The following is a 24533-nucleotide window of genomic DNA, read 5'->3' as shown; positions in this document are numbered from 1 at the left end:
CGTCAGCCCAAGGGGGCGAACGCTGCGGATCGCGAATGCTTCGTCGCCTTCGGACAGCTCGCGCCCCGCCTCGCGTCCGCTGCTCGCGCCGACGGGACGGAACGACGCTGACATCGGCTGACTTCATGTTTCAGCGTCGCGAAACAGGCGGGACACCGACGTCCTCTAGTCTGATTCCAGACGAAGGCAAGGGGCCTTCCACACCGACAGGAACGACGCCATGGCAACCTCGATCAAGGCTTCCGTAGGAAAGTCCGCGCAGAACAATCGCGACGACGTGATGCTGGTCCAGACCCGCCTCAACGCCTATGTGGCGGCCAACCGCCTGGGTGCACGCAAGGTGCTGGCGGTGGATGGCAATCCTGCGGTCACCATCCCCTACATCGAGGATTTCCAGCGGCTCGTCATGGGCTTCAACAATCCCGACGGCAAGATCGACGTCGGCAAGAAGACCATCGGCAAGCTGATGGAAGACATGCCTGACCCGTTCGGCGTCATCAAGTGCAATGCACTGGCGCTCAAGAATCTTCTGCAGGGACCTGTGAGCGACATCCCCACCGACCTGTGGAGCGCCGCGATGATGTCGCTGATGCGCCACTCGATCCATCCCAAATTGACGCGCTGGAACCTGATCACCGTGGTCGATTTCCGCAAGAGCAACAAGACGGAGCGCCTGTGGACGGTCGACCTGTCGGCGCGAACGCCGCTGTTCCGCACCTGGGTCGCCCACGGCGGCGGCCCGAAGAATGCCGAAGGCCATCCGATCGATCGCCAGGGCGAGATCGCGAGCCGCTTCGAGGACGGCAACCGCTTCAGCTCGCTCGGCGCGTTCGTGACGCTCGGCACGCACAGCAGCAATCTCGGCAATCTCCAGGGCAAGCCAGCGATGAAGCTGATCGGCCTGGAGCCCGGCGTCAACGGCCGTACGCTGGAGCGTGGTGTGCTGTTCCACGGCGCCGACTACGTCAACCAGAAGCCGAAGGGCTCGGTCGGCAACAGCTGGGGTTGCTTCGCCACGAACCCCGACGTCAATCCGCAGCTGGTGAATGCGATCAAGGGCGGGTCGTTCGTGTTCGCCTATCACTCCTCGTATCGCGGGTAGGTCGAACGTCCGGTGGTTCGTCGATGCCGGACGTGGGGGCGATGGTAGATTTGGCGACACCCCCGATCCTCGACGTCGATGCCTCCGGAAGATCTGTCTGCTGAACCCTCGAGCCCGATCGCGGCGGCGCTCGTCGAGGGTGGTCGCCTGCACCGATGGTCGGATCGCGCGCCATGACGCTGTCCGTCGCCATCGAGATGGCGGGAGTCGCGGTGTTCGCGGTGTCGGGTGCGCTCGCAGCGGGGCGCAAATCCCTGGATCTGCTGGGCGTGGTGGTGATCGCGATGGTGACGGCCACCGGCGGCGGCACGCTGCGCGATCTGATGCTGGACCGCACGGTGTTCTGGATCGCGCGGCCCGAGTTCATCATCGTGACCGGGATCGCGGCCTTGCTGACGATCCCCTACGTGCGTTTCGCGCGGCCGCCGGAGCGCTTCCTGATGGTGGCGGACGCTCTGGGCCTGGCGTTGTTCAGCGTCGCCGGCGCGCGCATCGCGCTGGGCACGGGGCAGGGGGCCCTCATCGCGGTCGTCATGGGCACGATCACCGGTGCGTTCGGTGGGGTGCTTCGCGACGTGCTGTGCAACGAGATCCCGATGATTCTCCGCAAGGGGCACATCTATGCGACGGCGTCGATCGCCGGCTGCAGCCTGCTCGTGATCCTGCTTGGGCTCGGCGTGAGCGGCGGCGTCGCTGCTGCAGCGGGCATGGCGACCGTCGCCGTCATGCGGTTCGGATCGATCGCGTTCAATCTGACGCTGCCGGTGTTCAACCTGCCGGGACCGAAGGATCCCGAAGCCTAGGCGGGTCCGTCCGGGGCCTGCTCGTCACGTTTCGATTATTGACGAAACAGAAACGCTGAAGTTGATATCACGGTGATTCTCGCGGGCGACCCGATCTTCAACAATCTTCTCCGAGAGCAGCCCGGGCCATGCCGAAACCTTCGGCCCCGATCACCAGGAGAATATCGATGAAGCTTTACCACCATCCGCTGTCGGGCCATTCGCACCGCGCAAGACTGCTGCTGTCGCTGCTCCAGCTCGATCACGAGCTGGAACTGGTCGACCTGATGGCTGGCGCCCAGAAGAGCCCCGCGTTCCTGGCGCTGAATCGCTTCGGGCAGGTGCCGGTCCTCGACGACGCCGGCACCGTGATCGCCGACTCCAATGCGATCCTGGTCTACCTCGCGAAGAAGTACGACGCGCAGCATCGCTGGCTGCCCGAAACGCCGGTCGGCGCCGCGGCCGTCGAGCGCTGGCTCTCCGTCGCCGCCGGGCAGATTGCGTTCGGCCCCGGCGCGGCGCGCCTGATCACGCTGTTCGGCGCCAAGCTGAATGCCGCCGAGGTGATCGCTCGTGCGCATCAGGTCCTGAAGCTGATCGACACGGAGTTGAGCGGGCGCTCGTTCATTCTCGGCGAGGTCCCGACCATTGCCGACGTGTCGCTGTACAGCTACATCTCGAGTGCGCCCGAGGGCAATGTCGATCTGTCGGCGTACCACGAGGTGAATGCCTGGCTTCGTCGGATCGAAGGGCTTCCCGGGTTCGTGGCGTTTCAGAAGAGCACGGTCGGGCTGTCGGACTGACCGGCGCTGGCGTGACACAGGGAGTTGGCGATCATGATCGAAGAGCAGGCTCGTACACCGGTTTCGCCCTGGCACGCGGGCGAAATCACGATGCAGCGCAGCGTCGGCGTCGCCGAGCGCATGCAGGAGCTCGGCAAGCGCGTCGTTCGCGATCACCTGATCGAGCAGCACCGCCAGTTCTATCCGCAGCTCCCGTTCATCGTCCTCGGAGCCGTGGATCCCGACGCAGAGGTATGGGCGACGCTGCGGGCCGCGCCGCCGGGCTTCCTGCAGTCACCGGATCCGTCGCGATTGCACGCGGCGCTGGGCCGTGACCCCGATGATCCGGCCGAAGCGGGTCTACACGACGGGGCTTCGATCGGACTTCTGGGAATCGAACTCCATTCGCGCCGGCGCAACCGCCTCAACGGCGTGATCCGGCGCGGTGCCGATGCAAGCGGATTCGATATCGAGGTCGGGCAGAGTTATGGCAACTGCCCGCAATACATCCAGCTTCGGGACTTTCGTTTCGTCCCGCCCGCCGAGGCGGACGGCACCGTCGAATCCTTCGAGCAGCTCGACGGGCGCGCGCTGGAGATGGTGACGTCGGCGGACACCTTCTTCGTCGCCTCGTATGTCGTCGACGCGCAGGGCCGAAAGCAGGTCGACGTTTCGCATCGCGGTGGCAGGGCAGGATTCGTCAGAGTCGACGGGCAGGGCGTGCTCACGATCCCCGACTTCGCCGGCAACCTGTTCTTCAACACGCTGGGGAACATGCTGGTCAATCCGCGTGCCGGCCTGGTCTTCGTGGACTTCGAGACCGGAGACCTGCTGCAGATCACCGGCGACACCGACGTTCTTCTCGATTCGCCGGAGACCGAAGCGTTCCAGGGCGCCGAGAGGCTGTGGAAGCTCAAGCCGCGCAGGATCCTGCTGCGCCGTGCGGCGCTGCCGCTGCGCTGGCAGTTTCAGCGCGATGGCTGGTCTCCGAATTCGCTGATGACCGGCAACTGGAACGAGACCGCCGAGCGTCTGCGTGCTGCAGAGCTGGCCCATCGCTGGCGGCCTTTCCGGGTTGCCGGAATCGTCGACGAGGCCGACGGAATCCGTTCGCTGCAGCTGGAGCCGTCGGACGGCATCGGCCTGCCGCGTCACGAGGCGGGACAGTTCCTGCCGATCCGGTTGCAGCTTCCGAATTCCGAGACACCGACGCTGCGCAGCTACACCCTGTCCAGCGCGCCCTCGGACGGGACCTATCGCATCTCGGTGAAGCGGATCGGCCAGATGTCCACGCATCTGCATGGGCTGCGCGTCGGCGACGAGCTGGAAGCCAAGGCGCCCGACGGCCTCTTCACGATCGACGCGAAGGAGCGTCGGCCGGCGGTTCTTCTTGCGGCGGGCATCGGCATCACGCCGATCCTCGCGATGCTGCGGCACGTGGTGTACGAGGGCCTGAGAACCCGTCGCGTGCGCAAGACCCATGTCTTCTATGCGACGCGCACGCTGCAGGACCGCGCGTTCGATCGGGAACTGTCCGCGCTCGTCGACGAGGCCGGCGGCGCCGTCTCGCTCGTCCGCGTGCTGAGCCATGCGGCCGGCGCGGCTGCGCAGGAGCATGTGGGCCGGATCGACGTGGCGCTTCTGAAGAACCGCCTGCCGTTCGACGACTACGACTTCTACGTCTGCGGTCCTGCGCAGTTCTCGCAGGATCTGTACGACGGTCTGCGCACGCTGAACGTCTCGGACCGTCGCATCCATGCCGAAGCGTTTGGTCCTGCCGGCATCGTGCGCACGCCCGACGCCGGGTCGGCGCCCGAACTCGGAACGCCATCGACGACTCCGGTGCCCATCGTGTTCGAGAAGTCCGGCAAGGAAGCCCGATGGACACCCGGAGGCGGATCGCTGCTCGAACTCGCCGAAAGCCGCGGCCTTGCGCCGGAGTTTTCCTGCCGCGCCGGAAGCTGCGGCTCGTGCAGGACGCGCCTGCTCGAAGGCGAGGTCGCCTACCTCAAACCCATCTCGGCGAAGCTGGCCCCGGGTGAGGTCCTGCTGTGCTGCGCCGTCCCTTCGGCATCCAGTCCGGAGCGCGTGCGCCTGGACGTCTAGCGCCGTTCTTCTTCTCGCTGGGCTTTCGCGCGGCGTCGCACCGGCGCGCGCCTGGCCTCGGCCGGTCGCGGCAGCAGCTTGCTGCGCAGGGCGGGCAGCAGGATGTCGAGAAACGTCCGGGTCTTGGCCGCCGCCATCCGTGCCTCCGGAAACACGACCTGCACGGGCACGGCCGGGGGCTCGAAGGATCCGAGGACGATCTTCAGCCTGCCGGACGCAACCTCGTCGGCGACCTGGTACGACAGCACCCGCACGACGCCCGATCCTCTCAGGCAGGAAGCGATCCCCGCTTCGGGAGAGTTGATGGTCAGCCGCGGCTGGATCCGCACGTGCCGCGTGGCCGACGTATTCTTTCCGCCCGCGAACGACCAGCTTTCGTGAGGCACGAGCGGCGTGACGGCGATGCAATCGTGCTTCTGCAGATCGGCAGGATCCCGGATCGGCCCCCGGTCGCTCAAATACTGCGGGCTGGCGCAGACCACGCGTCGAACCTCGCCGACCGTCACCGCGATCAGGTTCGACTCCGGCATCTGGCCGATGCGTACCGCCACGTCGATGCCTTCGTCGATGAGGTTGATGACGCGATCCAGCAACAGGAGACGGACCTGCATCTCGGGATAGCTCGCGAGATAGCGATCGACATGAGGGAGCACGTGGAGGCGGCCGAACAGGACCGGCGCCGTCACGGCGAGGGTTCCGCGAGGTGTGGCCCGTTCGCCGGACATCATGCTCTCGGTGTCGGCGATGTCCGCCAGGATGCGCCGGCTCGCTTCGAGGAATCGATGCCCGGCTTCCGTCACGCGCACCGACCGGGTCGTGCGCTGGAGCAGCCGCACGCCGAAGTGCTGCTCGAGCGCCGCGATCGAACGCGTCACCGTCGCCGGCGACTGTCCCAGCTTGCGTGCCGCTGCCGCGAAGCCGTTGTGGTCGACGATGTGCACGAAGGTCCGCATTGCGTCGAGTCGATCCATGGCTGCTCCGATTTTCCTGGGCCGTTAACCGCAGCGGCGCGTCGAACTCAACGCAGGCGGAGCGCGTCCCCTTCGAACGCGACGCCGCTCCAGCCCGTGCGCATGAAGTTGCGGATGTTCTGATGGTCGCTCGCGTCCGGATGTTTCAGGACATCGTCATGGTAGTAGCGACCGAAGCACGCGAGGGTCGTGTTCTCGTCCAGGCCCTGCATCTTCGCGAACGCAAAGATCTTGCAGGAGCCGCCGTTCTGGCCGGCGGCGTTGTGGACCTCGCCGTTGCGAAAGGCCGTCGGCGTGTAGTCGTAGCCCGCTTCGATGGCCGCGATGGTGTCGGCGAATTCGATCTGATCGGGCGTATCGCGCAGGCGTCGGAGGAAATCGGGCAGGGACATTTCGGGGCAGGATTCGAAAGGAGCGCCCAGTTTAAGGGGCGCACCCCATCGGCCGTGTCTGCGCCCGGGCTCGTCAGTTCGACGCGCGGTAGTCCCGCGGGCTCATTCCGTACGCCGTGCGGAAAGCGTGGCTGAAATGGGCGCTGTCACTGAAGCCGCATCCCAGCGCGATGTCGGTGATCGACCGGCGACGGCTGCCCGGTGCGCGAAGTTCGGAGGCGGCACGCTCGAGACGTTGTCCCCAGAGGTACTGCGCAGGCGATCGGGACGAGGGCGCGAACAGCAGCCGCAGGTAGCGCTCCGAAATACCCATGGTCTGCGCCCATGTCGCGACGGAGAACGCGGGGTCGGCGAGATGCTTCAGTGCGATGCGCTGGGCGTCCGCCAAGCGGGTCGATGTCGTCGGCGTCGACGGTTGGCCATCCAGGGCCAGCAGGCCATCCAGCACGAGATCGATCAACGTCGACGCCAGCGAGAGCCGGGCGCGCGGCGATGGAAACGCATCCAGTGCTGCGAGATTTCGCGTCATGTCCGCCGCCAGCCGCGCGGCCGGCGCGGCATTGGGAATGCCGATGCAGACGAGGGACTCGACGCTGGGACCCCGGGCGATCAGGTCCGCGCGAGGAATTCTCAGGACCAGCTGACGTTGCGCGCCGCCGAAGTGCAGCTCGTACGTCCGCGAGGTGTCGTACAGCGCCATGTCGCCGGGACGGAGGATCACCGAACGGCCCGCTTGGACCAGCTGGCCGACGCCCTCCACCTGCAGGCTCACCAGAAAGTACGGCGTGTCGGCTTTGGAGATGTGCCCGGGCGTCCGCAGCACGTCGGTGCCGTGGCTGCGAACGTCGCAGAGCGTGAGTGCGTCGAGATCCAGCGACCGGATCCGGGCGTCGAACATCGATCGCGCCGCCGGCACGCAACGCGCTGGCACGAATTCCTGCGACACCATTTCTTCCCAGTATTCCGCTCGGCGCCGAGGAGGAACGTTCTCGGTCGTCAGGATCGACTGCATCGGAATCTCCACGTCGTGACTGCCGCCTGGATCAAGGCCACTTCCGTTTCAAGCAGGAAACGCCGCGGCCCCGGGCACAACATATCCAAAGCCCTTTGGTCCCGCCATGCCGTGGACCTTGGGTCCCTCCACTGACGGATTCCCACGATGCCCGCCCCGAACCATCCCCGCCTGCGTGTCGCTGCCGTGCAGGCCGTTCCCGAGTTTCTCGATCTCGACGGGACGATCGACAAGACCATCGCCCTGATGGAGCAGGCGTCGAAGCAAGGCGCCCAGCTGGTCGCGTTTCCCGAAACCTGGATCCCGGGCTACCCCTGGTGGATCTGGCTGAATCCGCCGGCGCTGGGCATGCAGTACGTGCAGCGCTACTTCGACCATTCGCTGGTGGTGGGATCCGACGAGTTCAAGCGCTTGGCCGACGCCGCCAGGTCGCTGAAGATCTGGCTGGCGCTCGGCTACAGCGAGCGGGCCGGCGGCAGCCTCTACATCGCCCAGGCCCTGATCGACGCCGAAGGACGCACGCAGATGACGCGGCGCAAGCTGCGCCCGACGCACGTCGAGCGCACGGTGTTCGGCGATGGCGACGGCAGCGATCTGCACGTGGTGCAAACGTCGGTCGGCAACGTCGGCATGCTCAACTGCTGGGAGCATCTGCAGCCGCTGTCGAAGTACGCGCTGTATTCGCAGAACGAGCAGATCCACATCGGCGCCTGGCCGAGCTTCTCGATCTATCCGGGCAAGGCGCACGCGCTGGGACCCGAGGTCAACACGGCGGCCAGCCGGGTCTATGCCGCGGAAGGCCAGTGCTTCGTCGTCGCGCCCTGCGCCGTGGTGTCGCCGCAGATGCACGCGATGCTGTGCACCGACGAGCTGCAGCGGCAGTTGCTGCGTCCCGGTGGCGGGTACGCGCGGATCTACGGACCCGACGGCGCGGAGCTGGGGACGTCGCTCGCGCCGGACGAAGAAGGCCTCGTGCTCGCCGACATCGATCTCGGGACGATCTCGCTGGCCAAGCACGCCGCGGATCCCGTCGGGCACTACGCCAGGCCGGACGTCACACGCCTGCTGCTCAACAAGACGCCGGGCGATCGCGTGGTTTCGTGGGTCGACAACGCAAACGCCCAGGGTGGCGCGGAGGCCTCTGCGACGAGAGCCGCTCAAGGCGCCAGGACAACGGCCCCGGGCCGGTCCCTGCCGTCAGCTCCTGACAGCGCGGATGCCGCGCGTCGCGAGCCGGATCAGGCCTGATCGCATCGACTGCTTCGAGGAGAATGTTCGTGAACGAAGAACCGCAGGGCCTGAACCCGACGCCTTCCCTCTACACGCGACTGGGGGGTTACGACGCCATCTATCAGTTCGCGGCCGCTGCGCTGAGAAAAGCGATGGCGCATCCGGCGATCGGGCACATCTGGAGCCACATGTCCGAATCGACGTTCTTCAAGGAGCACATCAATTTCGTGGACTTCCTGTCCGAGCAATGGGGCGGCAACGTCCGCTACCGCGGCCGGGATATGGTCACCACGCACCGCGGGATGGGACTTACCGAGGTGCACTGGAAAGCGATGTTCGATTGCCTCGAGGCGTGCTACGCCGAGTTTGGCGTTCCGCCTGATCTGCAGGCCCAGATCAACGCGACGTTCGAGAAGTACAAGCCGGCAGTCGTCGGCAGTCCGTCCTATCGCGACGTGGTGCTCGCGCACCCGGAAATGGACATCACGAAGGGCATGAGAACCGCCGGGGTGATCTGGCCGGAGCCGCGGGCAGCCTCGCGGGTCGGGGCTGATCGTGGATCGGACGATTGAGGGGCCGGGGTCGATGCGCCGAGGAGGCATCGGCGAACGGCGATGATCGGGCCTGCATGGATGGCGACGCCGGCTCCCTGCGCCCGGGCGGACCCGAACCATGACGCGGAGACGGTGGCTGACATCGCGGCGGGCTCGAAGCCCATGCTAGTTTCGTGGGACCGATCCCGCCGGACACGTCCATCATGCCGTCACGTTTTCGCGTCGCGCTGCTCTCGTCGCTCACCCTCATCGCCGCAGCCTCGCTGGGCGCCTGCAACAAGTCCGAGACGGCAAGCACGGCTCCCGCGGCATCCGCGCAAGCGCCTGCAACGGACGGCAGCCTCACACCAGACATGAGCAACAGCCGCTGCAAGCTGCTGCCGCCCGAGCAGATCGAGGCCTATCAGAAGGCGCACGATCTCTTCACCAGCGCTCCGGGTCTGGCTCCGCAGTTCGAGAAAGGACAGCGCTTCGACTTCGGGACGGACATTGGTTTCAAGTGGGATCAGGCGGCCTCGAAGTCCCTGACCATGAGCGTCACCCTGCTCCGCGATTGCAGCGAGAGCGACGCGCAGGCCTTCGCGCCGCTGGCTGAATCCGCGCCGGGCAGCGGCATCGTCAGCACGCAGATTCGTCCCAGCATTCCGGGCAGCGACTTCCCGGACGGCACGCCCGGCGTGGTGCGCGTCCAGTTCACCGAGGTGGACGCCAGCACGATGAAGGGGACGACGACGATCCTGGGTGAATACACCGTGCGCCTGGCGGGCTCGAAGGACTGATCGTCCTGGCGGGTTCACGCGCGATCGGGTTCAGGGAAACGGAGAGTCGCGCTGTCGCCAAGCGTGCCGCGCCCACGAGTTGGCGTGGGCGGATGCCGGGTGCCGAGGCTGCTCACTCGCCGTAGTGCCCGGGAGGGCCGCTTCTCGGCGGCCGCCGAGAAGGTCGCGCGGTGGTCGTGGTTCGTTCTCGCCGGCATGGGTGCTTCGCAAGTACCAGAAGTCGCAGCGGAGCGCGGTTTGCTGCGGCGCCGCTCGCTGGCCCGGCGCCGGGAGTTTGTGGCCTAGGATGGGATCAGAGATCGCCACCGAAGCACATCCATGGCAACGCCTCCCTCCACACGCCTGAGCGTGTACGCGGCACTGGCCGGCAACTTGCTGGTCGCGGCTACCAAGACCGTTGCCGCCGTCTGGACGGGTAGTTCGGCGATGCTCAGCGAGGCAGTACATTCCTTCGTCGATACCGGCAACGAGATCCTGCTGCTGTACGGCATGCGCCGATCGATGCGCCAGGCCGATCCCGAGCATCCGCTCGGCTACGGCCGCGAGCTGTATTTCTGGAGCTTCGTCGTCGCGGTGCTGGTCTTCGCGCTCGGTGCGGGCGTATCGCTCTACCAGGGCATTTCTCACATCCGTCACCCGCAGCCGATCAGTGACCCGCTGGTGAGTTACGTGGTCCTGGGCTTTTGCTTCCTGTTCGAAGGCGCGTCGTGGTGGGTCGCGTTGCGCCAGTTCAAGGCTGCGAAAGGCTCGCTCGGCTACTACGAGGCCTTCCGCCACAGCAAGGATCCGCCGTCGTTCATGGTGCTGTTCGAGGACAGCGCGGCGCTGCTGGGCATCGCGATCGCCGCGCTCGGCATCTTCGCGGCCACCACGCTCGATGCGCCGGTATTCGACGGCATCGCCTCGATCCTGATCGGGTTGGTGCTGGCCGGCACCGCCGCTCTGCTCGCACGCGAGAGCAAGAGCCTGCTGATCGGCGAGCGTGCCGATCGCCGCCTCAGCGCTTCGATCATGCGCATCGCGGAAGAACAGCGTCCGATCTTCTCGGCCAATGGGCTGCTCACCATTCAACTCGCACCCAATCAGATCGTCGCTGCACTCAGCCTGGAGTTTGCTGACGACATCCGTGCTTCCGAAATCGAGGAACGGGTGCACACGCTCGATCTCAGGATCCGCGAGCGCCATCCCGAGGTCGTCGCCTTGTTCGTCAAGCCAGAGAGCGGCCCGGCTTACCAGGCAAGCGTTCGCCGGCGCTTCGGGCAACCGCAAGAATCGCGCGAATCCGGATGAGTCCGGCTCGCTCGTCGCGCCGCCTCGTCTGATGAGGAGGTGCGCGAAGCGCACCCTACGATTGCGGGATCCGCGTAGGGTGCGCTCCGCGCACGAACCCGTTCACGCCGCGATCATCCCTTCCGCGCGTACCTCGATTTCCCGCCGGAGCCCGCAAACCATGGGTCATCTGCGCCTCGGCATCGTCGGCGCGCTGACCTCGATCTTCTACGCAACGAATTCGACGGATCCCTGTCAGATCGGAATGGATACTCCGCGAGCGCATCGTGCCTTTCGTTTTCCGGTAGCCGCCCTGTTGCTGATGTTCGCCCCCGGCTTCGCTGCCGCACAGGAGATCCGCTCGAAGACTTTCGAGAGCGTCTCGCCCAACGGCAAGGTCAGCATCCTGTCCCGATGTGATGGCCAGAGGCGCGCGTGCGACGTCTCGGCAAAGACCGGGCGCTCGGCGGTTCAGATCGGTCCGCGCGCGTATCCCGCGGGACCCAACATCCACTGGGTGAATCTCGACACCGGCGCCGTCGATTTCAGCTGCGGCGACGCGTGCCGAACGACCTGGTTCTACAACCCGCGAATGGGCGTCTCGGCGCCTTACCGCGGCGTGCTCGCAACGGACGGGATTCGCATGCGCGTGGCGGTCGCCAACGCGGAACGACGGGAGATCGAGGTGTTTCCGATTGGCGTGCGCGAAGGCGTCGCATCCACGTGCCGCATCAAGCGGAGCTGGTCGCAGGCGAGGGTGTTCGCCCATGGCGGCACCATCGCCAACGCCGTGTTCGGCTCCGATGGAAAGCTCAAGCTGCAATACGTGAATGCCGCATCGGCCCGGGTGTCGGAGGAAATTCCCATCGATCGCGCGGGTGCGTGCTGATCAAGCGCCAGCGGCTAACGCGCCTTGCTACGGTGGCTCCGTCACCGTAGCCCGGGCGAAGCCCGAGGCTGCGCTCGGTTGGCGAGGGGAACCCCGGGCTTCGCCCGGGCTACGGGTGCCGTGAACTGCTGCTCGAAACCCAAGCTCAGGGCAGATCGGCGCTCGCGACGCTTTCGACCGCTTTTGCCGGCGGCGGCTTCAGGCTCTTGGCGTACAGCGCCATCACCTTCTTCACGTAGCCTTGCGTCTCGGGATACGGCGGAATGCCGTTGTGCTTGTCGACCGCGCCGGGGCCGGCGTTGTAGGCGGCCAGCACCAGCCTCCAGTCGCTCGGATACCGGTTGCGCATCATGCGCAGGTAGCGGACGCCGCCAGCGATGTTCTGGCCGGCATCGAAGCTGTCCTTCACGCCGAGCTGGGACGCGGTATCCGGCATGAGCTGCATCAGCCCGCGTGCGCCGACCTGGGACACGGCGCGACGGTCGAAGCAGGACTCGACATGCATCACCGCCCGCACCAGCTCTGGCGGCACGTCCTGCGCCGCGGCGTGCTTGGCGATCAGCGCGTCGTAGCTGTCACCACGTTGCTTGAGCGCCGCGCGGGTCAGCCGTCCGCAGGAGCTGTACGCCGTCGGCCGGCCGAAGGTGCTGATGTAGGTCAGACCCTTCGCGCGCTTCTTCTGGTCGGTGTACAGGCGCGTGCCATCGCTCTGCTTGAAGACGTAGATCTCGGCGGCAGCGACGCGCGCGGAGACCGGCAGCAGCATGGCCACCATCGCAATCAGCAGCAGGATTCCCGGAATCCGCGCTTTCGGCATCGAAATAGGTACAACGCCCCAGACCCGTAGCAGGCTGTCATCCGACGATGACTTAAGCAAGGCGCAAGCCGACGGGCGCAGCCTGCCAACTGGACCGGCGATCGGTCCGGCGACCAACCCGGTACCTTCGGGTACCCCCAATGGCGGAGCATGAGCAATGAAGAAGTCCGAACCGAACAAGCCGGGTTGGGATGACGAGGAGGACTGGGGCGCCAAGCCCGGCAGCGTCAAGCCGGGAGAGTTTCCGCCGGCCCCACCGCCACGCGGTCCCACGATCGTGACCTGGATGTACGTCATCGTCGCGGTGCTGGTCGCGGCGCAGATCGCGTACTTCTATCTGAAGAACTGACGCCGCAACGACGCCTGCGACCGTAGCCCGGGATTCCCTTCGCATACGGAGCGCAACCCCGGGCTTCGCCCGGGCTACGTTGGCGGCCGTCGCGATGTTGGCGGGTTCACCGTAGCCCGGGTGAAACCCGGGGTTCCTGTCGCAACACGAGGGGATCCCGGGTTTCACCCGGGCTACGCGAACCTATGGACGGCCCCGGGCGCTGCATCCGGTCCGTTGGCAAGGCGGGCGCACGCCAGATCGACGATGACGGGGCCGTATGGCAAAAACAGCGTGACGGCCTCCCTTCACGCGCCGGGCGCCGGACGCCTGGCCATCAACGTACCCAGACCATGAGCTTCGTTCGTTACCTTGACCACGGCGCACGCCGCAACCCCGACGCGCTCTGCCTGCAGATGGGCGAGCTGAAAATGCGCTACCGCGACGTGCAGTCGCTGAGCCATCGCATCGGCAACAAGTTCCGCTCGCTGGGCCTGGGCCGCGGCGACCACGCCTCGGTGCTGTCCGTCAACGACATCCACGCGTTCGTCTGCCTGTTCGGATTCTCGCGCGCGGGCGTCACCTGGGTGCCCGCCAATCCCAAGCTCTCGCCCGACGATATCCAGTACCAGCTCGATTTCTTCGAGTGCAAGGTCGTGATCTACCAGCGCAGCTTCGCTGCCGTCATCGACGAACTGCGCCCGAGCCTGCCGGGCGTGAAGGCCTTCGTGTGCCTGGACGCCGAACTGCCCAACGCGCCCTCGCTGGAACAGTGGCTCGCCGATGTGGACGACACGCCGCTGGAGGTGCCGATCGAGGCGGAGGACCTGGCGATGATCATGCCGACCGGGGGTACGACCGGCCGCTCCAAGGGCGTGTCGCTGTCGAACCGTTCGCTCGACACCTTCGCGTCGACGTACATGTACTGCTTCCCGTACCTGCCGACCGAACTGCCGGTGACCCTGGCGGCGGCACCGCTGACGCACGCGGCCGGCATCTTCTCGCTGCCGACGCTGATCCGTGGCGGGCACGTGGTGATCCTGGCCAAGGCGGATCCGGTGGAGATGCTCGACTCGATCGAGCGCGAGGCCATCACCGAATTCTTCCTGCCGCCCACGGTGATCTACCGCATGCTCGACGTGCCCGGCGTCGAGACGCGCAAGCTCGAGACGCTGCGCTACTTCGTCTACGCGGCCGCACCGATGTCGGTGGAGAAGCTCAAGCAGGCGCTGCGTGTGTTCGGTCCGGTCATGGCGCAGGTGTTCGGCCAGGCCGAAGCGCCTGCGCTGTGCACCTACCTGTCGCCGAAGGATCATTTCGAACCGGACGGCAGCATCGGTTCCGACGAGCGCCTGGCGAGCTGCGGCTACCCGACGCCCCTCATGCAGGTGCGGATCCTGGACGACGACAACCGCGAGGTCGCTGACGGCGAGCGCGGCGAGATCTGCGTCAAGGGCGGTCTGATGATGAGCGGCTATTACAAGAAGCCCGACATCACCGCGAACACGATCATCGACGGCTGGCTGCACACCGGCGACATCGGCTTCAAGGATCCGGCCGGCCGCGTGCACATCTGCGACCGCAAGAAGGACATGATCATTTCCGGCGGCTTCAACATCTATCCGCAGGAGATCGAGCAGGTGCTGTGGGCGCACCCCGCGGTGCAGGAATGCGCGGTGGTCGGCGTGCCCGATGCGGATTGGGGCGAGTCGGTGAAGGCGGTGGTGGAACTCAACCGCGGCATGAGCGTCACCGAGGCCGAACTGCTGGCGCTGTGCAAGAAGGAACTCGGCAGCCTGCGCACGCCCAAGTCGGTGGATTTCATCGACGCCATTCCGCGCAGCCCGAACGGCAAGGTGCTCAAACGCGAACTGCGTGACAGCTATTGGGCGGGGCAAAGCCGGAAGATCTGATCAGCCGGGCCGGCGATCGATCTTCCACGCCACCAACGCAGGGCCGGGCGTATCGAGGGACCCGCGGCCCGGCCGTCTCTCGATACGCGACACCGCCTACTGACGGATCTGCGTGCCCAGAGGATTGTCGATCAGGATCCGCCAGCAACCGTCCGCGCAGCGCTGATAGACGTCGTTCGCAGAACCGCCCACGCGAACCTCGTCGCCCGCCGCCGATTTTCCCGCGATGCTCCAGTCGAGAATCACCGACGCGATATCGCCCGCCACGAAGACATGACGGGAAACGGCCTGGAGCGGAAGCTGCAGGCTGTAGAAGCGCTCCATTTCTTCCTTGATCGCCTGCCGGCCGCGCAGGCACTCGCCCTGCGCTGTCACCGAAATCGCGTTGGGGCCGAAAAGTCCGAGCATCACGTCGACATCCATCGTGTTGAAGTGCGCCAGCAGCGCATCGACGATGCCTTCCGGGGTCTTTGACGGGGTGGGCTTTTTCGAATCGGGCATCGGATCTCGTCCCTGTACTTTCGTGAGATGAACGTTGTGCCCTATCGGGCAGGCCGTGTACAGCCCTCGCTGCAGGTAGCAAGGAGCGCGGGTCCGAATCCGGCGTAGCCCGGCATTCCGGTTCAACGATGGGCCGCAGGTCCGCGGACTTCGTGCAGGCTGCAGATGGCGCTCGTTCTTGCTGGAGCCCGTGCAAGGCCATCGGGTCTCGCGGCGGAACGTGCCGGGGCGGCCGCAGCAGGTATTCTTCAACGAGAATCCGGGCTGCAAAACCTTTCAGACACCTCGCGAAGAATGAGCGCAATCGAATCGTTCCGTCAGAAGATGGAAGCCGCCGGCGTCAACGAGCCGGCCATCAAGGCGTTCGAGCGCGCCTACGCGCAGCTTGTTGCGAAGCAGACGGCGTTCCTGTCCGAGCAGGTGATCGCGCCGGTGGAGTCGCTGCCCAGTGCCGACGACCTGCCCGAGCCCGGGGCAGGCCGGATCGCCTCGCTGCTCGCACAGGCCGCGATCCTGAAATTGAACGGCGGCCTCGGCACGAGCATGGGTCTGGAGAAGGCCAAGTCCCTGCTCGAGGTGCGCCCTGGCGTCACGTTCCTCGATCTCACCGCGCAGCAGATCCTCCATTTTCGTGCGACCAGCGGCGCGAACGTCCGCTTCCTGCTGATGAACAGTTTCAGCACCAGTGACGACACACGCGCGTTCCTCGCTAGGCATCCCGAACTCGGCAGCGCGGACTCCATCGAACTGCTGCAGAACAAGACGCCGAAGATCGCCATCTCCACGCTGACGCCGGCTTCGTCACCGACGAGTCCCGACAACGAGTGGTGCCCGCCGGGCCACGGCGATCTGTATCCCGTGCTCGCCGGTTCCGGCGCGCTGGATCGCCTGCTCGCGGCCGGCGTGAAGTACCTGTTCGTCTCGAACTCCGACAATCTCGGCGCGACGCTGGATCCCAGGCTCCTCGAGTGGTTCGCGCAATCCGGCGCGCCGTTTGCGATGGAGGTCACTGCGCGCACGCCGTCCGATCGCAAGGGCGGTCACCTGGCCTTGCGCGAGGGCAAGTTGCTGCTGCGCGAGTCGGCGCAGTGTCCCGACGAGGACCTGGACGCGTTCCAGGACATCACGAAACATCGCTTCTTCAACACGAACAACCTCTGGCTTCGCCTCGACAGGCTCGCCGAGGTGCTCGCGACCTCCGGCGGTTTCCTTCCGCTGCCGGTCATCCAGAACAAGAAGACCGTCGATCCCCGCGACAAGAAATCCACGCCCGTCTACCAGCTCGAATCCGCGATGGGCGCCGCGATCGAGTGCTTCGACGATGCCGCGGCCATCGCCGTGCCGCGCTCGCGCTTCGCGCCGGTGAAGACCACCGCCGACCTGCTCACGCTGCGCTCCGATGCCTACGAGGTCCGCGAGGACGGCACCGTGTGCCTCGTCGCGAGCTGCGGCGGCGTGCCGCCGAGAGTCGAGCTCGACGACCATTACAAGCTCGTCGATCAGCTCGACGCCGCACTCGCGGCCGGCGCGCCGTCGTTGAAGAACTGCCGCAGCCTCAAGGTCTCGGGCCTCGTCGCCTTCGGCTCCGGCGTCGTGTTCGAGGGTGATGTGACCGTCGAGAATCCCTCGCCAGGGCGCAAGACGATGGAGCCCGGCATCTACCGCGGACTGATTCGCCTGTAAGGCGGTGTCGGGATGACCCGCAGATCCACGCGCGGGTGGGGCGATGTCCAGGAGGGGGCGGGCATGGCCCGGCTGCGGACTTGGCGGGCTACTCGATTTGTCAGCGTTCGTGACCGGCGCAATGCAGCCAATTCCGTTGAAAAACGCACTGCGCCTGCGGGATTGATGCGTCGCGTTGGGCTTTTTCGCGATGAAAAGTGGTCGGGCATGGGTTTTCTTCGGGCCTCTAGCCCGTCATTCCCCTCGCTACACCTGCATTTGCATCACGCAGGCGTGGCTATCCTGCGACTGGGCGGGCCATGCGTCAGCATCGCGAGGCGACGCAGGTTCTGTGCAGTCGCCGCCAGCGTGAATTCATCGCTCGCGCCGCTCAGCCCACGTAGCCGCAAGCGTGTGACTTTCAGAATGCGTTTGAGGTGGGCGAAGAGCATCTCGACCTTCTTGCGCAGGCGACGCGACCGCGCGTATTCCGGTGTCGTCCTGATCCGCCGCGCGACATCACGAGCATGCTCGTGAATGCTGCGCGCGATCTTGCGGATCGGCGTCTTTGGGCAGCACTGCATTTTCCGAGGGCAGTGCTGGCAATCGTGCTGGCTCGACCGATAGATGATTGAGTTGAGCTTGGTGATGTGCGTACGAGCCTTCTTGAAGGGTCGTCGCTCGATGCGTAGCGAGTGGCCTTCCGGGCAACGGTATTCGTTGGCGTCGTCATCCCACTGAAAGTCCGTGCTGGAGAGAGTGCCGTCCTGGCGCTGGGTTTTGTCCCATACCGGCACGTGCGGCTCGATCTCCTTCTCGTCCACCATCCAGGCGAGCATCGGCGCGTTTCCATAGGCCATGTCGCCGATGAGTCGCTCGGGCGTGATGGCGAATCGCGCTTCGACGCGCTCGACCATGGCCTTGGTGGACTCGACCTCTGCGGTGCGGTGGGCCGGCGTGGCCTCCACATCCATGATCACGCCGTGCGCGGTGTCGATTAGATAATTGGTCGAGTACGCGAAGAATGCCGGCCCACCAAGCGCGGCTGTCCAGCTCGACTGCGGATCGGTCAGCGAGAGACGCTTGGGCATCGCCTCGGCGAGCGCCTCGCCATCCAGACCTTCCAGATATTCGCGCACGGCCCGAGTGCTCAGCGCTGGGCTGGACCAATCGATACGGTCGGTGCCGGGGACGCTGCGCTGCTTATTGGCGTCGGCCGCGATGATGCTGGCGTCGACGGCAAAACCCTCGGCCTTGACCAGGCCGGCGGCCATGCACCGCCGGACTACTTCATCGAAAACCCAGCGGAAGATGCCGCTTTCACGAAAGCGGCCGTGGCGATTCTTCGAGAAAGTAGAGTGATCCGGGACCGCATCCTCCAGGCCAAGGCGGCAGAACCAGCGGTAGCCAAGATTGAGATGGACCTCTTCGCAGAGACGGCGCTCAGATCGGATGCCGTAGCTGTATCCGACGATCAGCATCCGGATCATCAGCTCCGGATCAATCGAGGGACGCCCGGTGCTGCTGTAGTGATCGGCCAGCTGCGTGCGCAGATCGCTAAGGTCGAGGCACCGATCAATGCCACGAAGAAGATGGTTTTCGGGAACGTGTGCGTCGAGATCGAATGCGTAAAACAGACGCCCTTGACCACTCGATCGCTGACCCATCATCGCCGTGTCCTCCCCTCGAACAACCTCGACGTCGATCGGACATCAGCACCGGAGGCCAGTTCTGAAATCAGCAGGAGTTTTTCAACAGAATTAGCCCGGAGCCGACAGTCGAGCTCCGCGACCAGGGAACTCCGAAGCAGACATTCGCGAAGACTCACTCCCGGCACTTAAGCGGCGCTGCTAATTGGCCCGGGGCGCTCATTCACCACATTGCAAGACCGTCTCAAAGCGGCCTGGTTTTCGCATTCGGGCGGCGCCCGCCGACCGCGCAAAGACTCCCCGGTACTTTTGAGAATTAGAACACGAGCGTACCGAGGCATGGCCTGGCATGTCGCTCTGGCCCGTGAAGCTGTGATCCCCTCGCAGGTGAACTAGCCGACTACGATCGTTTGAGGGTGGGAAGCTGCTCAGTACCGATCGCACGTCGGCTGATCGCGAATGACGTGTGGCAACTTATTCGACAGCGCAATGCGGGGCAACGAGTAGATCATCAAGACCGTCATGGCCCGCGAAGCCTGAAGCCAAACATCGGAGGCACCGATCAAAGTCCTGCGGTGTTAGGAACATCGTGGCGCGTTGCGCCCGACCCATTAAGGAAGCTTCCGACTCAACGCTTCTCAGGCGAGGACCATCCCCCCCAGTTCAAGCTTGGGGGCGACGGGGTCCGTAACGACACCGGATAGTGCACCAAGCCTGGATAGAGCCTGCTCCACACGAATGCGACCCCCATCAGACTGAACACCCCCAGAAGCACGGGGTTCCAAAGTGCTGTCCACGTCGCGCCGGCCGCCACCATGATCAGCGGGTTGGCGCCAGCAGGAGGATGAACGGTGCGGGTCAGCAACATCAGTGCGAGGCTGAGCACGACTGCAATTGCCGCGCTGGCGTTCGAACTTCCGAAGATCTGCACGCAAGCGATACCGCACGCTGCTCCAATCAAGTGCCCGCCTAGCAAGGCGCGGGGCTGAGCGGCGGGCGCCTGAGTGAGCCCAAACAGAAATACGGTACTGCCGCCGAGAGATGCGAGCACGAACGCCGCATGCGATCGACCGATGACGAAAAGGGCGAACAGTATTCCCGTCCCCGCCCCGACCAGACACCAGGCCAAACGAACCAGTGGATGCCGCATCATCAATTTTCGAACTCTCAGACTTAGGCCCGTCTGGTTTGGGGCCTCTTCTTGCGGTGATTCTTCCACAAGGACGAGTGCAACAGCGGCGCTATGTCGAAGGCGACAGCTTTTATCTACAAGACCTCACGTTGCCGCACCGAAGAGAGCGATTGTGGAAGGGGATGCCGCTCTAGGTATGCGTCGCGAATGGCTACCGAAAGCCGGACCGCAATATGACGGTGTCACGGCCTACCGGTAGCGACATCGGGCAGGAGACTGGTGTTCGTCGGACGCGAGAAGCGGGTATCGGCCGCGACGTCACGACCGGTCAATTTTTTGTCCCTTTCGATCAAGTTGGGCAGTTTCCATAACGCTACCGTACGCCGGAAGAAATGGAGCCCGATACTGGATGGAAGACGTAAGCGCCTTGTACGCCCCCAGAACTTACAACGACAGCCATCCCCTGCTCCGCGCGCATCCCAACCGCGACGCCTCGCGGGAACGTTTGGTTCAAGGGAGTCCTTTCATGCCTACTGTTGAGGCGCCCGATAAACGAGAAACACGTCCACGGCGACCGAGCGCGGGTACGCATGGGCGGGGCAAAGCTCCCTCAACGATGGTCCGGGTAGGAGCGCTGCGAGGCTTTTCCGCCTTGGTTAAGTCCCTGGACGGTCGACCAGAGGCTCTCCTACGCAGACATCAGATCAATCCGGACACAACAAGGAACGAAGAGTCGCTGATTCCGATGCGAGCTTTCGTCCTCCTTCTGGAGGCAAGCGCCACCAGCTTGAATGCGCCTGCGTTCGGGCTGATGCTGGCTCAGCGTCAGGACATTGGAATCCTTGGAGCGCTCGCGATCGTTTTGCAGAATGCCGAAAGCGTATCCGAGGCAATGCGTCTTTTCGCCCGCTACCTATTTGTCCATGCTCCCGGCATCGCCGTGACACTGCTCGAGCGCAGCCCGAGCGGCGCAAAGCTCTGCGATCTGCGCTTCGAGCTCCTGATCTCCGACGTTCCGACCGCACGTCAGGTGACAGATTTAGGGCTGACGGTAATTCACCGAATCTTTCGTGCCTTGGTGGGCGATGCTTACGCTTTGCGACACGTCTCACTGCCGCATCAGCCCCTCGCAAAGCTTTCAGTTTACGAAAGAGAATTCGGCTGCTCGGTGCGAACCGCCCAGCCTTTCGCAGCATTGCACTTCGAGCGCACCTTGCTGAGCCATCGCTTGACCTCAGGCAATGTTGCGCTGCGGAACATCGGAGTGGCCTATCTCGATTCGCGCCACCAAGACCCCAAGCAAAGCGTGTCGAAGAGGGTAGACGCCGCGCTGCGGGCATTGGTTGGGATGGGTTCCGTCAGTAAGACAGCCATCGCTTCTGCGCTGGCCATCCACCCTCGCTCGCTGTTGCGAAAGCTCAATGCGGAAGGCACCTCGTTCGAGGCACTGCGCGACGACGTTCGGCGCCAGAGAGCTCGCCAGATGTTGGTATCGACGACCGTTCCAATCGCGCAAGTTGCCGGTCTGTTGGGCCTCTCAGAACAAGCCGTGCTGACACGCCTGTGTAAACGATGGTTCGGAATGACCCCGACGGATCTTCGTCGACACGCCGACGGCCCGCGCACGCATCCCAAGCGTCTCTCGGTCGCCGGCTAATCAAGCCACACCGAAACACGCGCGCGCAGAACCACCCCGCCAAGATCTGATTCACATCAGGAGCCCCACACAATGAACGACACGTCGACCTATCAGCCACCAAAAGTGTGGGAGTGGCGGGCTCCGAGTGGAGGGAAGTTCGCGAACATCAATCGGCCGATCGCCGGGGCCACCCATGAGAAGAGCCTTCCGGTGGGATCCCATCGCTTTCAGCTCTACTCGATGGCGACGCCCAACGGCGTCAAGGTCACCCACATGCTCGAGGAATTGCTCGATCGCGGTGATGCCGCCGAATACGACGCATGGACCATCAACATCTTCGAAGGCGAGCAATTCACGAGCGGATTTGTCGACATCAACCCGAATTCCAAGATTCCGGCTTTAGTCGATAAGGGCGGATCGCCTCCCACTCGTGTTTTCGAGTCCGGATCGATCCTAGTCTACCTTGCAGAGCAGTTTGATTCCGCGTTCTTACCGCCGTCGGGCGCTGCACGCACCGAAACCCTCAATTGGCTGTTCTGGCAAATGGGATCGGCCCCATTTTTGGGTGGCGGCTTTGGGCACTTCTACGCCTACGCTCCAACGAAGATCGAATACGCCATCAACCGCTTCACCATGGAGGTCAAACGCCAGCTCGATGTCCTTAACCAGCGGCTCGCAAACTCCCGCTACCTTGCTGGCGAGAAATTCACGATTGCGGACATTGCCACGTGGCCTTGGTATGGATGGCTTGTCATGGGACGCCTCTACAACGCGGAAGCGTTCCTCGACGTTGACACCTATCCCCATGTGAAGCGGTGGGCTGACGAGATCCAGGCCCGCCCGGCCGCGCAGCGCGGAATGATCGTCAACCGAGTATGGGGCGATGCCGCATCACAGATGCGGGAGCGCCACAGCAGTACCGATTTCGCCGGGAAGCGTGTCGGTGTATTCGAGAAGATCTGACGCAGCGCCCTTCGGGCATCGCACTTCCGGCCGATGCTGCAAGGGCGCTCGGCTCCAACTCTTTGGAATCGGAGAAGTAGGGAGATGAATAGCTTCAGTGGCAAGAAGGTGTTGGTGATCGGCGGGAGTCGCGGGATCGGTGCAGCGATCGTTCGGAGGTTCACGAGCGCCGGTGCCACCGTCGTCTTCACCTACTCCGCCTCCCAGGAGGCCGCGGACGCCGTGGCCAAGCAAACGGGCGCCCGCGCAGCAAGGGTCGACAGCGCGGATCGCGATGCCGTCATTGAATTCGTCGCGAGCTGCGGACCGCTCGATGTCCTGGTCGTCAACGCCGGTGTCGTGGTGTTCGGCGACCCCGCGACCATCGCCACGGACGCAGTGGACCGACTGTTCACCGTCAACATCCATTCGCCCTATTTCGCAGCGGTGGAGGCTTCGAAGCGCATGCCCGATTACGGGCGGATCCTGATCATCGGATCGGCCAACGGAGACACCGTGCCGTTCGTTGGTTTGACCGCATACGCGATGAGCAAGTCCGCAGTACAGGGGCTCGCCCGGGGCTTGGCACGCGATCTCGGGCCCAGGGGAATCACGGTCAACGTCATTCAACCCGGCCCCACCGATACCGATATGAATCCCGCCGGCGGCCCGATGGAGCAGATGATGCTTGCGGGCCTCTCCATCAAACGGTACGGGAAAGCCGAAGAAATCGCAGCCATGGCGTTGTTCTTGGCGGGACCAGAAGCCGGCTACGTAACGGGGTCCATTCAATCGATGGACGGAGGGATGTCGGGGTGATCTCCGTGCCATACCGTCCCGCGGGCAGTGAGCATCTCCCGTAGTGAGCACGAGTATTTGAAGGCAGGACCTGCGACGAGGTCGACGAGGCCCGCGCGGGCGTAACGCATCGTAGCCCGAGGTTGTATCAGCGGGTCCAAACAGAGGGTGACGCCATGAATGTGGAAGGTGGCTGTTTTTGCAAACAGGTCCGATATGCGGCGACGGTGAAGGACCCGATGAAGGTTCAATGCCACTGCCGTGAATGCCAGTACATCTCCGGAGGAGGGCCGAATTACTCCCTCGGTATTTCCGAGGACAGCTTCACCTATCTCCAAGGAGCGGTCACCTCATACCGAAGAGCAGACCTCGAGGCTCCCGCATCGCGTGATTTCTGCCCGCACTGCGGAACTCACTTGGCCAGTAGCACGCCAAAGATCCCAGGTGTCATATGGATCAAGGTGGGAACGCTCGACCATCCCGAGATGTTCGAGAAAGCAGACCTCGCGATTTTCATGATCGACAAGCAGCCGTTTCATGACACGCCCACCACGCAGAGCGCCTACGAGCGGCTGCCAGGGTGACCGAAAACACATCAAAACTTTGACCGAGGAGACACAACGATGAACAAGAATTTTCTGCTGGCGGAGCTTAAGGTACACCCGGACCGCGGGCCCGTGACCATGCTGAACCTGGTCAAATTCCGCCCGTATTCGTTGGATGGAAACGGCACCGGTGCGGACGCTTATCACCGCTACCTCGCGGCCGCCGGGGCCGAGGCGAAGAGGAGAGGCTGTTCGCTCGTATGGGGTGCCGACGTGAGCCAAGCAGCACTCCACCATGGCGGAGATGCGGACTGGGACTGGGCATTGATCGTCCACTACAGCAGCCGGGACGCGTTCACGGACTTCGTGACCTGTCCGGCTTATCTGGAGGCTAACGTGCATCGGGAAAATGGCGTCGCCAAACACATGATTCTGGCGACCAAGACAGCGGCAGGATTCGACAGACTGCTGGTTGACACTGGAGACAGTGCAGCGCGGTGATGGTGCGAGGCTTTGCCTCGTGCAACTGGTCGGGCACAGGACGCGAGATCCGGCGTGCGGCCCCTGCTAGCTTTCGGTGGTGACGCACCAAGGCGTTATCGGGCTCGCACGCCGGGCTCTCGACGCCTACGTTAGAGAAATCTCAAGACATAAGACGTTGGACGGCTGGGGAAGCACACGCATGCTTGCCAGAGATGTAGATCGCATCTGCAAGGCCTATCTATCGGAAGCCCTCGGT

At 64.4% G+C, this 24533-nt stretch carries 24 protein-coding genes; 17 read left to right on the top strand and 7 right to left on the bottom strand.

Going from position 1 to position 24533, the window contains the following annotated elements; translation table 11 throughout:
- The first annotated feature begins 220 nt into the window (after positions 1-220).
- The 4 genes from DFR24_RS10210 (at position 221) to DFR24_RS10195 (ending at position 4772) form a co-directional block, all read left to right on the top strand.
- Positions 221-1102 carry a murein L,D-transpeptidase catalytic domain-containing protein gene (locus DFR24_RS10210; protein ID WP_133881156.1) on the top strand — a complete coding sequence of 294 codons (882 nt, stop codon included), beginning with the start codon at positions 221-223 and terminating at the stop codon, positions 1100-1102.
- A gap of 173 nt (positions 1103-1275) precedes the next feature.
- A complete protein-coding gene (locus DFR24_RS10205; protein WP_133881155.1) occupies positions 1276-1905 on the top strand; it encodes a trimeric intracellular cation channel family protein in 630 nt (209 codons plus the stop codon).
- Between the two features lie 167 nt (positions 1906-2072).
- A complete protein-coding gene (locus DFR24_RS10200) occupies positions 2073-2687 on the top strand; it encodes a glutathione S-transferase family protein (protein ID WP_133881154.1) in 615 nt (204 codons plus the stop codon).
- A 33-nt stretch (positions 2688-2720) separates the two neighbouring features.
- A complete protein-coding gene (locus tag DFR24_RS10195) occupies positions 2721-4772 on the top strand; it encodes a 2Fe-2S iron-sulfur cluster-binding protein (protein ID WP_133881153.1) in 2052 nt (683 codons plus the stop codon).
- Here DFR24_RS10195 and DFR24_RS10190 read toward each other — a convergent pair.
- From DFR24_RS10190 to DFR24_RS10180, 3 genes are all read right to left on the bottom strand, one after another.
- On the bottom strand, positions 4769-5743 hold the full coding sequence (locus tag DFR24_RS10190; RefSeq protein WP_133881152.1) for a LysR family transcriptional regulator: 975 nt from the start codon (positions 5741-5743) through the stop codon (positions 4769-4771). The two genes, DFR24_RS10195 and DFR24_RS10190, sit on opposite strands and share 4 nt — an antisense overlap.
- Before the next feature lie 47 nt (positions 5744-5790).
- A complete protein-coding gene (locus DFR24_RS10185; protein WP_133881151.1) occupies positions 5791-6135 on the bottom strand; it encodes a HopJ type III effector protein in 345 nt (114 codons plus the stop codon).
- 73 nt (positions 6136-6208) lie between these two features.
- Positions 6209-7147 carry an AraC-like ligand-binding domain-containing protein gene (locus DFR24_RS10180; protein WP_133881150.1) on the bottom strand — a complete coding sequence of 313 codons (939 nt, stop codon included), beginning with the start codon at positions 7145-7147 and terminating at the stop codon, positions 6209-6211.
- A 147-nt stretch (positions 7148-7294) separates the two neighbouring features.
- Between DFR24_RS10180 and DFR24_RS10175 the strand changes: the two genes are divergently transcribed.
- The 5 genes from DFR24_RS10175 to DFR24_RS10155 all read left to right on the top strand — a co-directional run bounded on the left by DFR24_RS10175 (position 7295) and on the right by DFR24_RS10155 (position 11868).
- Positions 7295-8395, top strand: a complete 1101-nt coding sequence (locus tag DFR24_RS10175) for a carbon-nitrogen hydrolase family protein (RefSeq protein ID WP_133881149.1) — start codon at positions 7295-7297, stop codon at positions 8393-8395.
- Positions 8396-8424: 29 nt separating this feature from the next.
- Positions 8425-8949 (top strand): group I truncated hemoglobin, encoded by a 525-nt coding sequence (locus DFR24_RS10170; protein ID WP_246051581.1) that lies wholly within the window; start codon positions 8425-8427, stop codon positions 8947-8949.
- Between the two features lie 185 nt (positions 8950-9134).
- Positions 9135-9710 carry a hypothetical protein gene (locus DFR24_RS10165; protein WP_133881147.1) on the top strand — a complete coding sequence of 192 codons (576 nt, stop codon included), beginning with the start codon at positions 9135-9137 and terminating at the stop codon, positions 9708-9710.
- Between the two features lie 318 nt (positions 9711-10028).
- On the top strand, positions 10029-11000 hold the full coding sequence (locus tag DFR24_RS10160; RefSeq protein ID WP_133881146.1) for a cation diffusion facilitator family transporter: 972 nt from the start codon (positions 10029-10031) through the stop codon (positions 10998-11000).
- A 160-nt stretch (positions 11001-11160) separates the two neighbouring features.
- Entirely contained in the window at positions 11161-11868 is a 708-nt protein-coding gene (locus tag DFR24_RS10155; RefSeq protein WP_133881145.1) for a hypothetical protein, read from the top strand.
- 145 nt (positions 11869-12013) lie between these two features.
- Here DFR24_RS10155 and DFR24_RS10150 read toward each other — a convergent pair whose 3' ends face one another.
- Positions 12014-12685 carry a lytic transglycosylase domain-containing protein gene (locus tag DFR24_RS10150; RefSeq protein WP_162851140.1) on the bottom strand — a complete coding sequence of 224 codons (672 nt, stop codon included), beginning with the start codon at positions 12683-12685 and terminating at the stop codon, positions 12014-12016.
- A 157-nt stretch (positions 12686-12842) separates the two neighbouring features.
- On the opposite strand from DFR24_RS10150, the gene DFR24_RS24405 reads away from it, so the two are divergent.
- On the top strand, positions 12843-13034 hold the full coding sequence (locus DFR24_RS24405) for a hypothetical protein (protein WP_162851139.1): 192 nt from the start codon (positions 12843-12845) through the stop codon (positions 13032-13034).
- Between the two features lie 332 nt (positions 13035-13366).
- Positions 13367-14926 (top strand): AMP-binding protein, encoded by a 1560-nt coding sequence (locus tag DFR24_RS10145; RefSeq protein WP_133881143.1) that lies wholly within the window; start codon positions 13367-13369, stop codon positions 14924-14926.
- Positions 14927-15022: 96 nt separating this feature from the next.
- Here DFR24_RS10145 and DFR24_RS10140 read toward each other — a convergent pair whose 3' ends face one another.
- The gene (locus tag DFR24_RS10140) at positions 15023-15427 is read right to left on the bottom strand and encodes a YybH family protein (RefSeq protein WP_133881142.1); all 405 of its coding nucleotides are present in this window, start codon (positions 15425-15427) and stop codon (positions 15023-15025) included.
- Between the two features lie 294 nt (positions 15428-15721).
- On the opposite strand from DFR24_RS10140, the gene DFR24_RS10135 reads away from it, so the two are divergent.
- Positions 15722-17110 (top strand): UTP--glucose-1-phosphate uridylyltransferase, encoded by a 1389-nt coding sequence (locus DFR24_RS10135; RefSeq protein WP_133881141.1) that lies wholly within the window; start codon positions 15722-15724, stop codon positions 17108-17110.
- 263 nt (positions 17111-17373) lie between these two features.
- Here DFR24_RS10135 and DFR24_RS10130 read toward each other — a convergent pair whose 3' ends face one another.
- Positions 17374-18759 (bottom strand): transposase, encoded by a 1386-nt coding sequence (locus DFR24_RS10130; protein ID WP_133881140.1) that lies wholly within the window; start codon positions 18757-18759, stop codon positions 17374-17376.
- A 607-nt stretch (positions 18760-19366) separates the two neighbouring features.
- Entirely contained in the window at positions 19367-19888 is a 522-nt protein-coding gene (locus DFR24_RS25335; RefSeq protein WP_366518915.1) for an HPP family protein, read from the bottom strand.
- A gap of 391 nt (positions 19889-20279) precedes the next feature.
- Between DFR24_RS25335 and DFR24_RS10120 the strand changes: the two genes are divergently transcribed.
- From DFR24_RS10120 to DFR24_RS10100, 5 genes are all read left to right on the top strand, one after another.
- The gene (locus tag DFR24_RS10120) at positions 20280-21527 is read left to right on the top strand and encodes an AraC family transcriptional regulator (RefSeq protein ID WP_133881138.1); all 1248 of its coding nucleotides are present in this window, start codon (positions 20280-20282) and stop codon (positions 21525-21527) included.
- Positions 21528-21599: 72 nt separating this feature from the next.
- Positions 21600-22472 (top strand): glutathione-dependent disulfide-bond oxidoreductase, encoded by an 873-nt coding sequence (yghU, locus tag DFR24_RS10115; RefSeq protein WP_133881137.1) that lies wholly within the window; start codon positions 21600-21602, stop codon positions 22470-22472.
- Between the two features lie 84 nt (positions 22473-22556).
- Positions 22557-23270, top strand: a complete 714-nt coding sequence (gene bdcA, locus DFR24_RS10110; protein WP_133881136.1) for an SDR family oxidoreductase — start codon at positions 22557-22559, stop codon at positions 23268-23270.
- Positions 23271-23425: 155 nt separating this feature from the next.
- Complete coding sequence (locus DFR24_RS10105; RefSeq protein ID WP_133881135.1) at positions 23426-23833, top strand: GFA family protein; 408 nt, start codon at positions 23426-23428, stop codon at positions 23831-23833.
- A 39-nt stretch (positions 23834-23872) separates the two neighbouring features.
- Positions 23873-24295 (top strand): DUF1330 domain-containing protein, encoded by a 423-nt coding sequence (locus DFR24_RS10100; protein ID WP_133881134.1) that lies wholly within the window; start codon positions 23873-23875, stop codon positions 24293-24295.
- Positions 24296-24533: the final 238 nt, after the last annotated feature.

It is taken from the genome of Panacagrimonas perspica (assembly GCF_004364935.1).
GTDB classification, from domain to species: Bacteria; Pseudomonadota; Gammaproteobacteria; order Nevskiales; family Nevskiaceae; genus Panacagrimonas; species Panacagrimonas perspica.
This window is presented reverse-complemented; position numbering and strand designations above follow the sequence as displayed.

What these genes read in the sequence shown, in the direction of transcription:
- bdcA (WP_133881136.1), top strand. Translation starts at nt 22,557, where the DNA reads ATGAATAGCTTCAGTGGCAAGAAGGTGTTGGTGATCGGCGGGAGTCGC.
- DFR24_RS10180 (WP_133881150.1), bottom strand. Translation starts at nt 7,147, where the DNA reads ATGCAGTCGATCCTGACGACCGAGAACGTTCCTCCTCGGCGCCGAGCG.
- DFR24_RS24405 (WP_162851139.1), top strand. Translation starts at nt 12,843, where the DNA reads ATGAAGAAGTCCGAACCGAACAAGCCGGGTTGGGATGACGAGGAGGAC.
- DFR24_RS10200 (WP_133881154.1), top strand. Translation starts at nt 2,073, where the DNA reads ATGAAGCTTTACCACCATCCGCTGTCGGGCCATTCGCACCGCGCAAGA.
- DFR24_RS10155 (WP_133881145.1), top strand. Translation starts at nt 11,161, where the DNA reads ATGGGTCATCTGCGCCTCGGCATCGTCGGCGCGCTGACCTCGATCTTC.
- DFR24_RS10150 (WP_162851140.1), bottom strand. Translation starts at nt 12,685, where the DNA reads ATGCCGAAAGCGCGGATTCCGGGAATCCTGCTGCTGATTGCGATGGTG.
- DFR24_RS10130 (WP_133881140.1), bottom strand. Translation starts at nt 18,759, where the DNA reads ATGATGGGTCAGCGATCGAGTGGTCAAGGGCGTCTGTTTTACGCATTC.
- DFR24_RS10100 (WP_133881134.1), top strand. Translation starts at nt 23,873, where the DNA reads ATGAACAAGAATTTTCTGCTGGCGGAGCTTAAGGTACACCCGGACCGC.
- DFR24_RS10190 (WP_133881152.1), bottom strand. Translation starts at nt 5,743, where the DNA reads ATGGATCGACTCGACGCAATGCGGACCTTCGTGCACATCGTCGACCAC.
- DFR24_RS25335 (WP_366518915.1), bottom strand. Translation starts at nt 19,888, where the DNA reads ATGCGGCATCCACTGGTTCGTTTGGCCTGGTGTCTGGTCGGGGCGGGG.
- DFR24_RS10175 (WP_133881149.1), top strand. Translation starts at nt 7,295, where the DNA reads ATGCCCGCCCCGAACCATCCCCGCCTGCGTGTCGCTGCCGTGCAGGCC.
- DFR24_RS10195 (WP_133881153.1), top strand. Translation starts at nt 2,721, where the DNA reads ATGATCGAAGAGCAGGCTCGTACACCGGTTTCGCCCTGGCACGCGGGC.
- DFR24_RS10135 (WP_133881141.1), top strand. Translation starts at nt 15,722, where the DNA reads ATGAGCGCAATCGAATCGTTCCGTCAGAAGATGGAAGCCGCCGGCGTC.
- DFR24_RS10165 (WP_133881147.1), top strand. Translation starts at nt 9,135, where the DNA reads ATGCCGTCACGTTTTCGCGTCGCGCTGCTCTCGTCGCTCACCCTCATC.
- DFR24_RS10185 (WP_133881151.1), bottom strand. Translation starts at nt 6,135, where the DNA reads ATGTCCCTGCCCGATTTCCTCCGACGCCTGCGCGATACGCCCGATCAG.
- DFR24_RS10105 (WP_133881135.1), top strand. Translation starts at nt 23,426, where the DNA reads ATGAATGTGGAAGGTGGCTGTTTTTGCAAACAGGTCCGATATGCGGCG.
- DFR24_RS10120 (WP_133881138.1), top strand. Translation starts at nt 20,280, where the DNA reads ATGGAAGACGTAAGCGCCTTGTACGCCCCCAGAACTTACAACGACAGC.
- DFR24_RS10145 (WP_133881143.1), top strand. Translation starts at nt 13,367, where the DNA reads ATGAGCTTCGTTCGTTACCTTGACCACGGCGCACGCCGCAACCCCGAC.
- DFR24_RS10210 (WP_133881156.1), top strand. Translation starts at nt 221, where the DNA reads ATGGCAACCTCGATCAAGGCTTCCGTAGGAAAGTCCGCGCAGAACAAT.
- DFR24_RS10205 (WP_133881155.1), top strand. Translation starts at nt 1,276, where the DNA reads ATGACGCTGTCCGTCGCCATCGAGATGGCGGGAGTCGCGGTGTTCGCG.
- DFR24_RS10140 (WP_133881142.1), bottom strand. Translation starts at nt 15,427, where the DNA reads ATGCCCGATTCGAAAAAGCCCACCCCGTCAAAGACCCCGGAAGGCATC.
- yghU (WP_133881137.1), top strand. Translation starts at nt 21,600, where the DNA reads ATGAACGACACGTCGACCTATCAGCCACCAAAAGTGTGGGAGTGGCGG.
- DFR24_RS10160 (WP_133881146.1), top strand. Translation starts at nt 10,029, where the DNA reads ATGGCAACGCCTCCCTCCACACGCCTGAGCGTGTACGCGGCACTGGCC.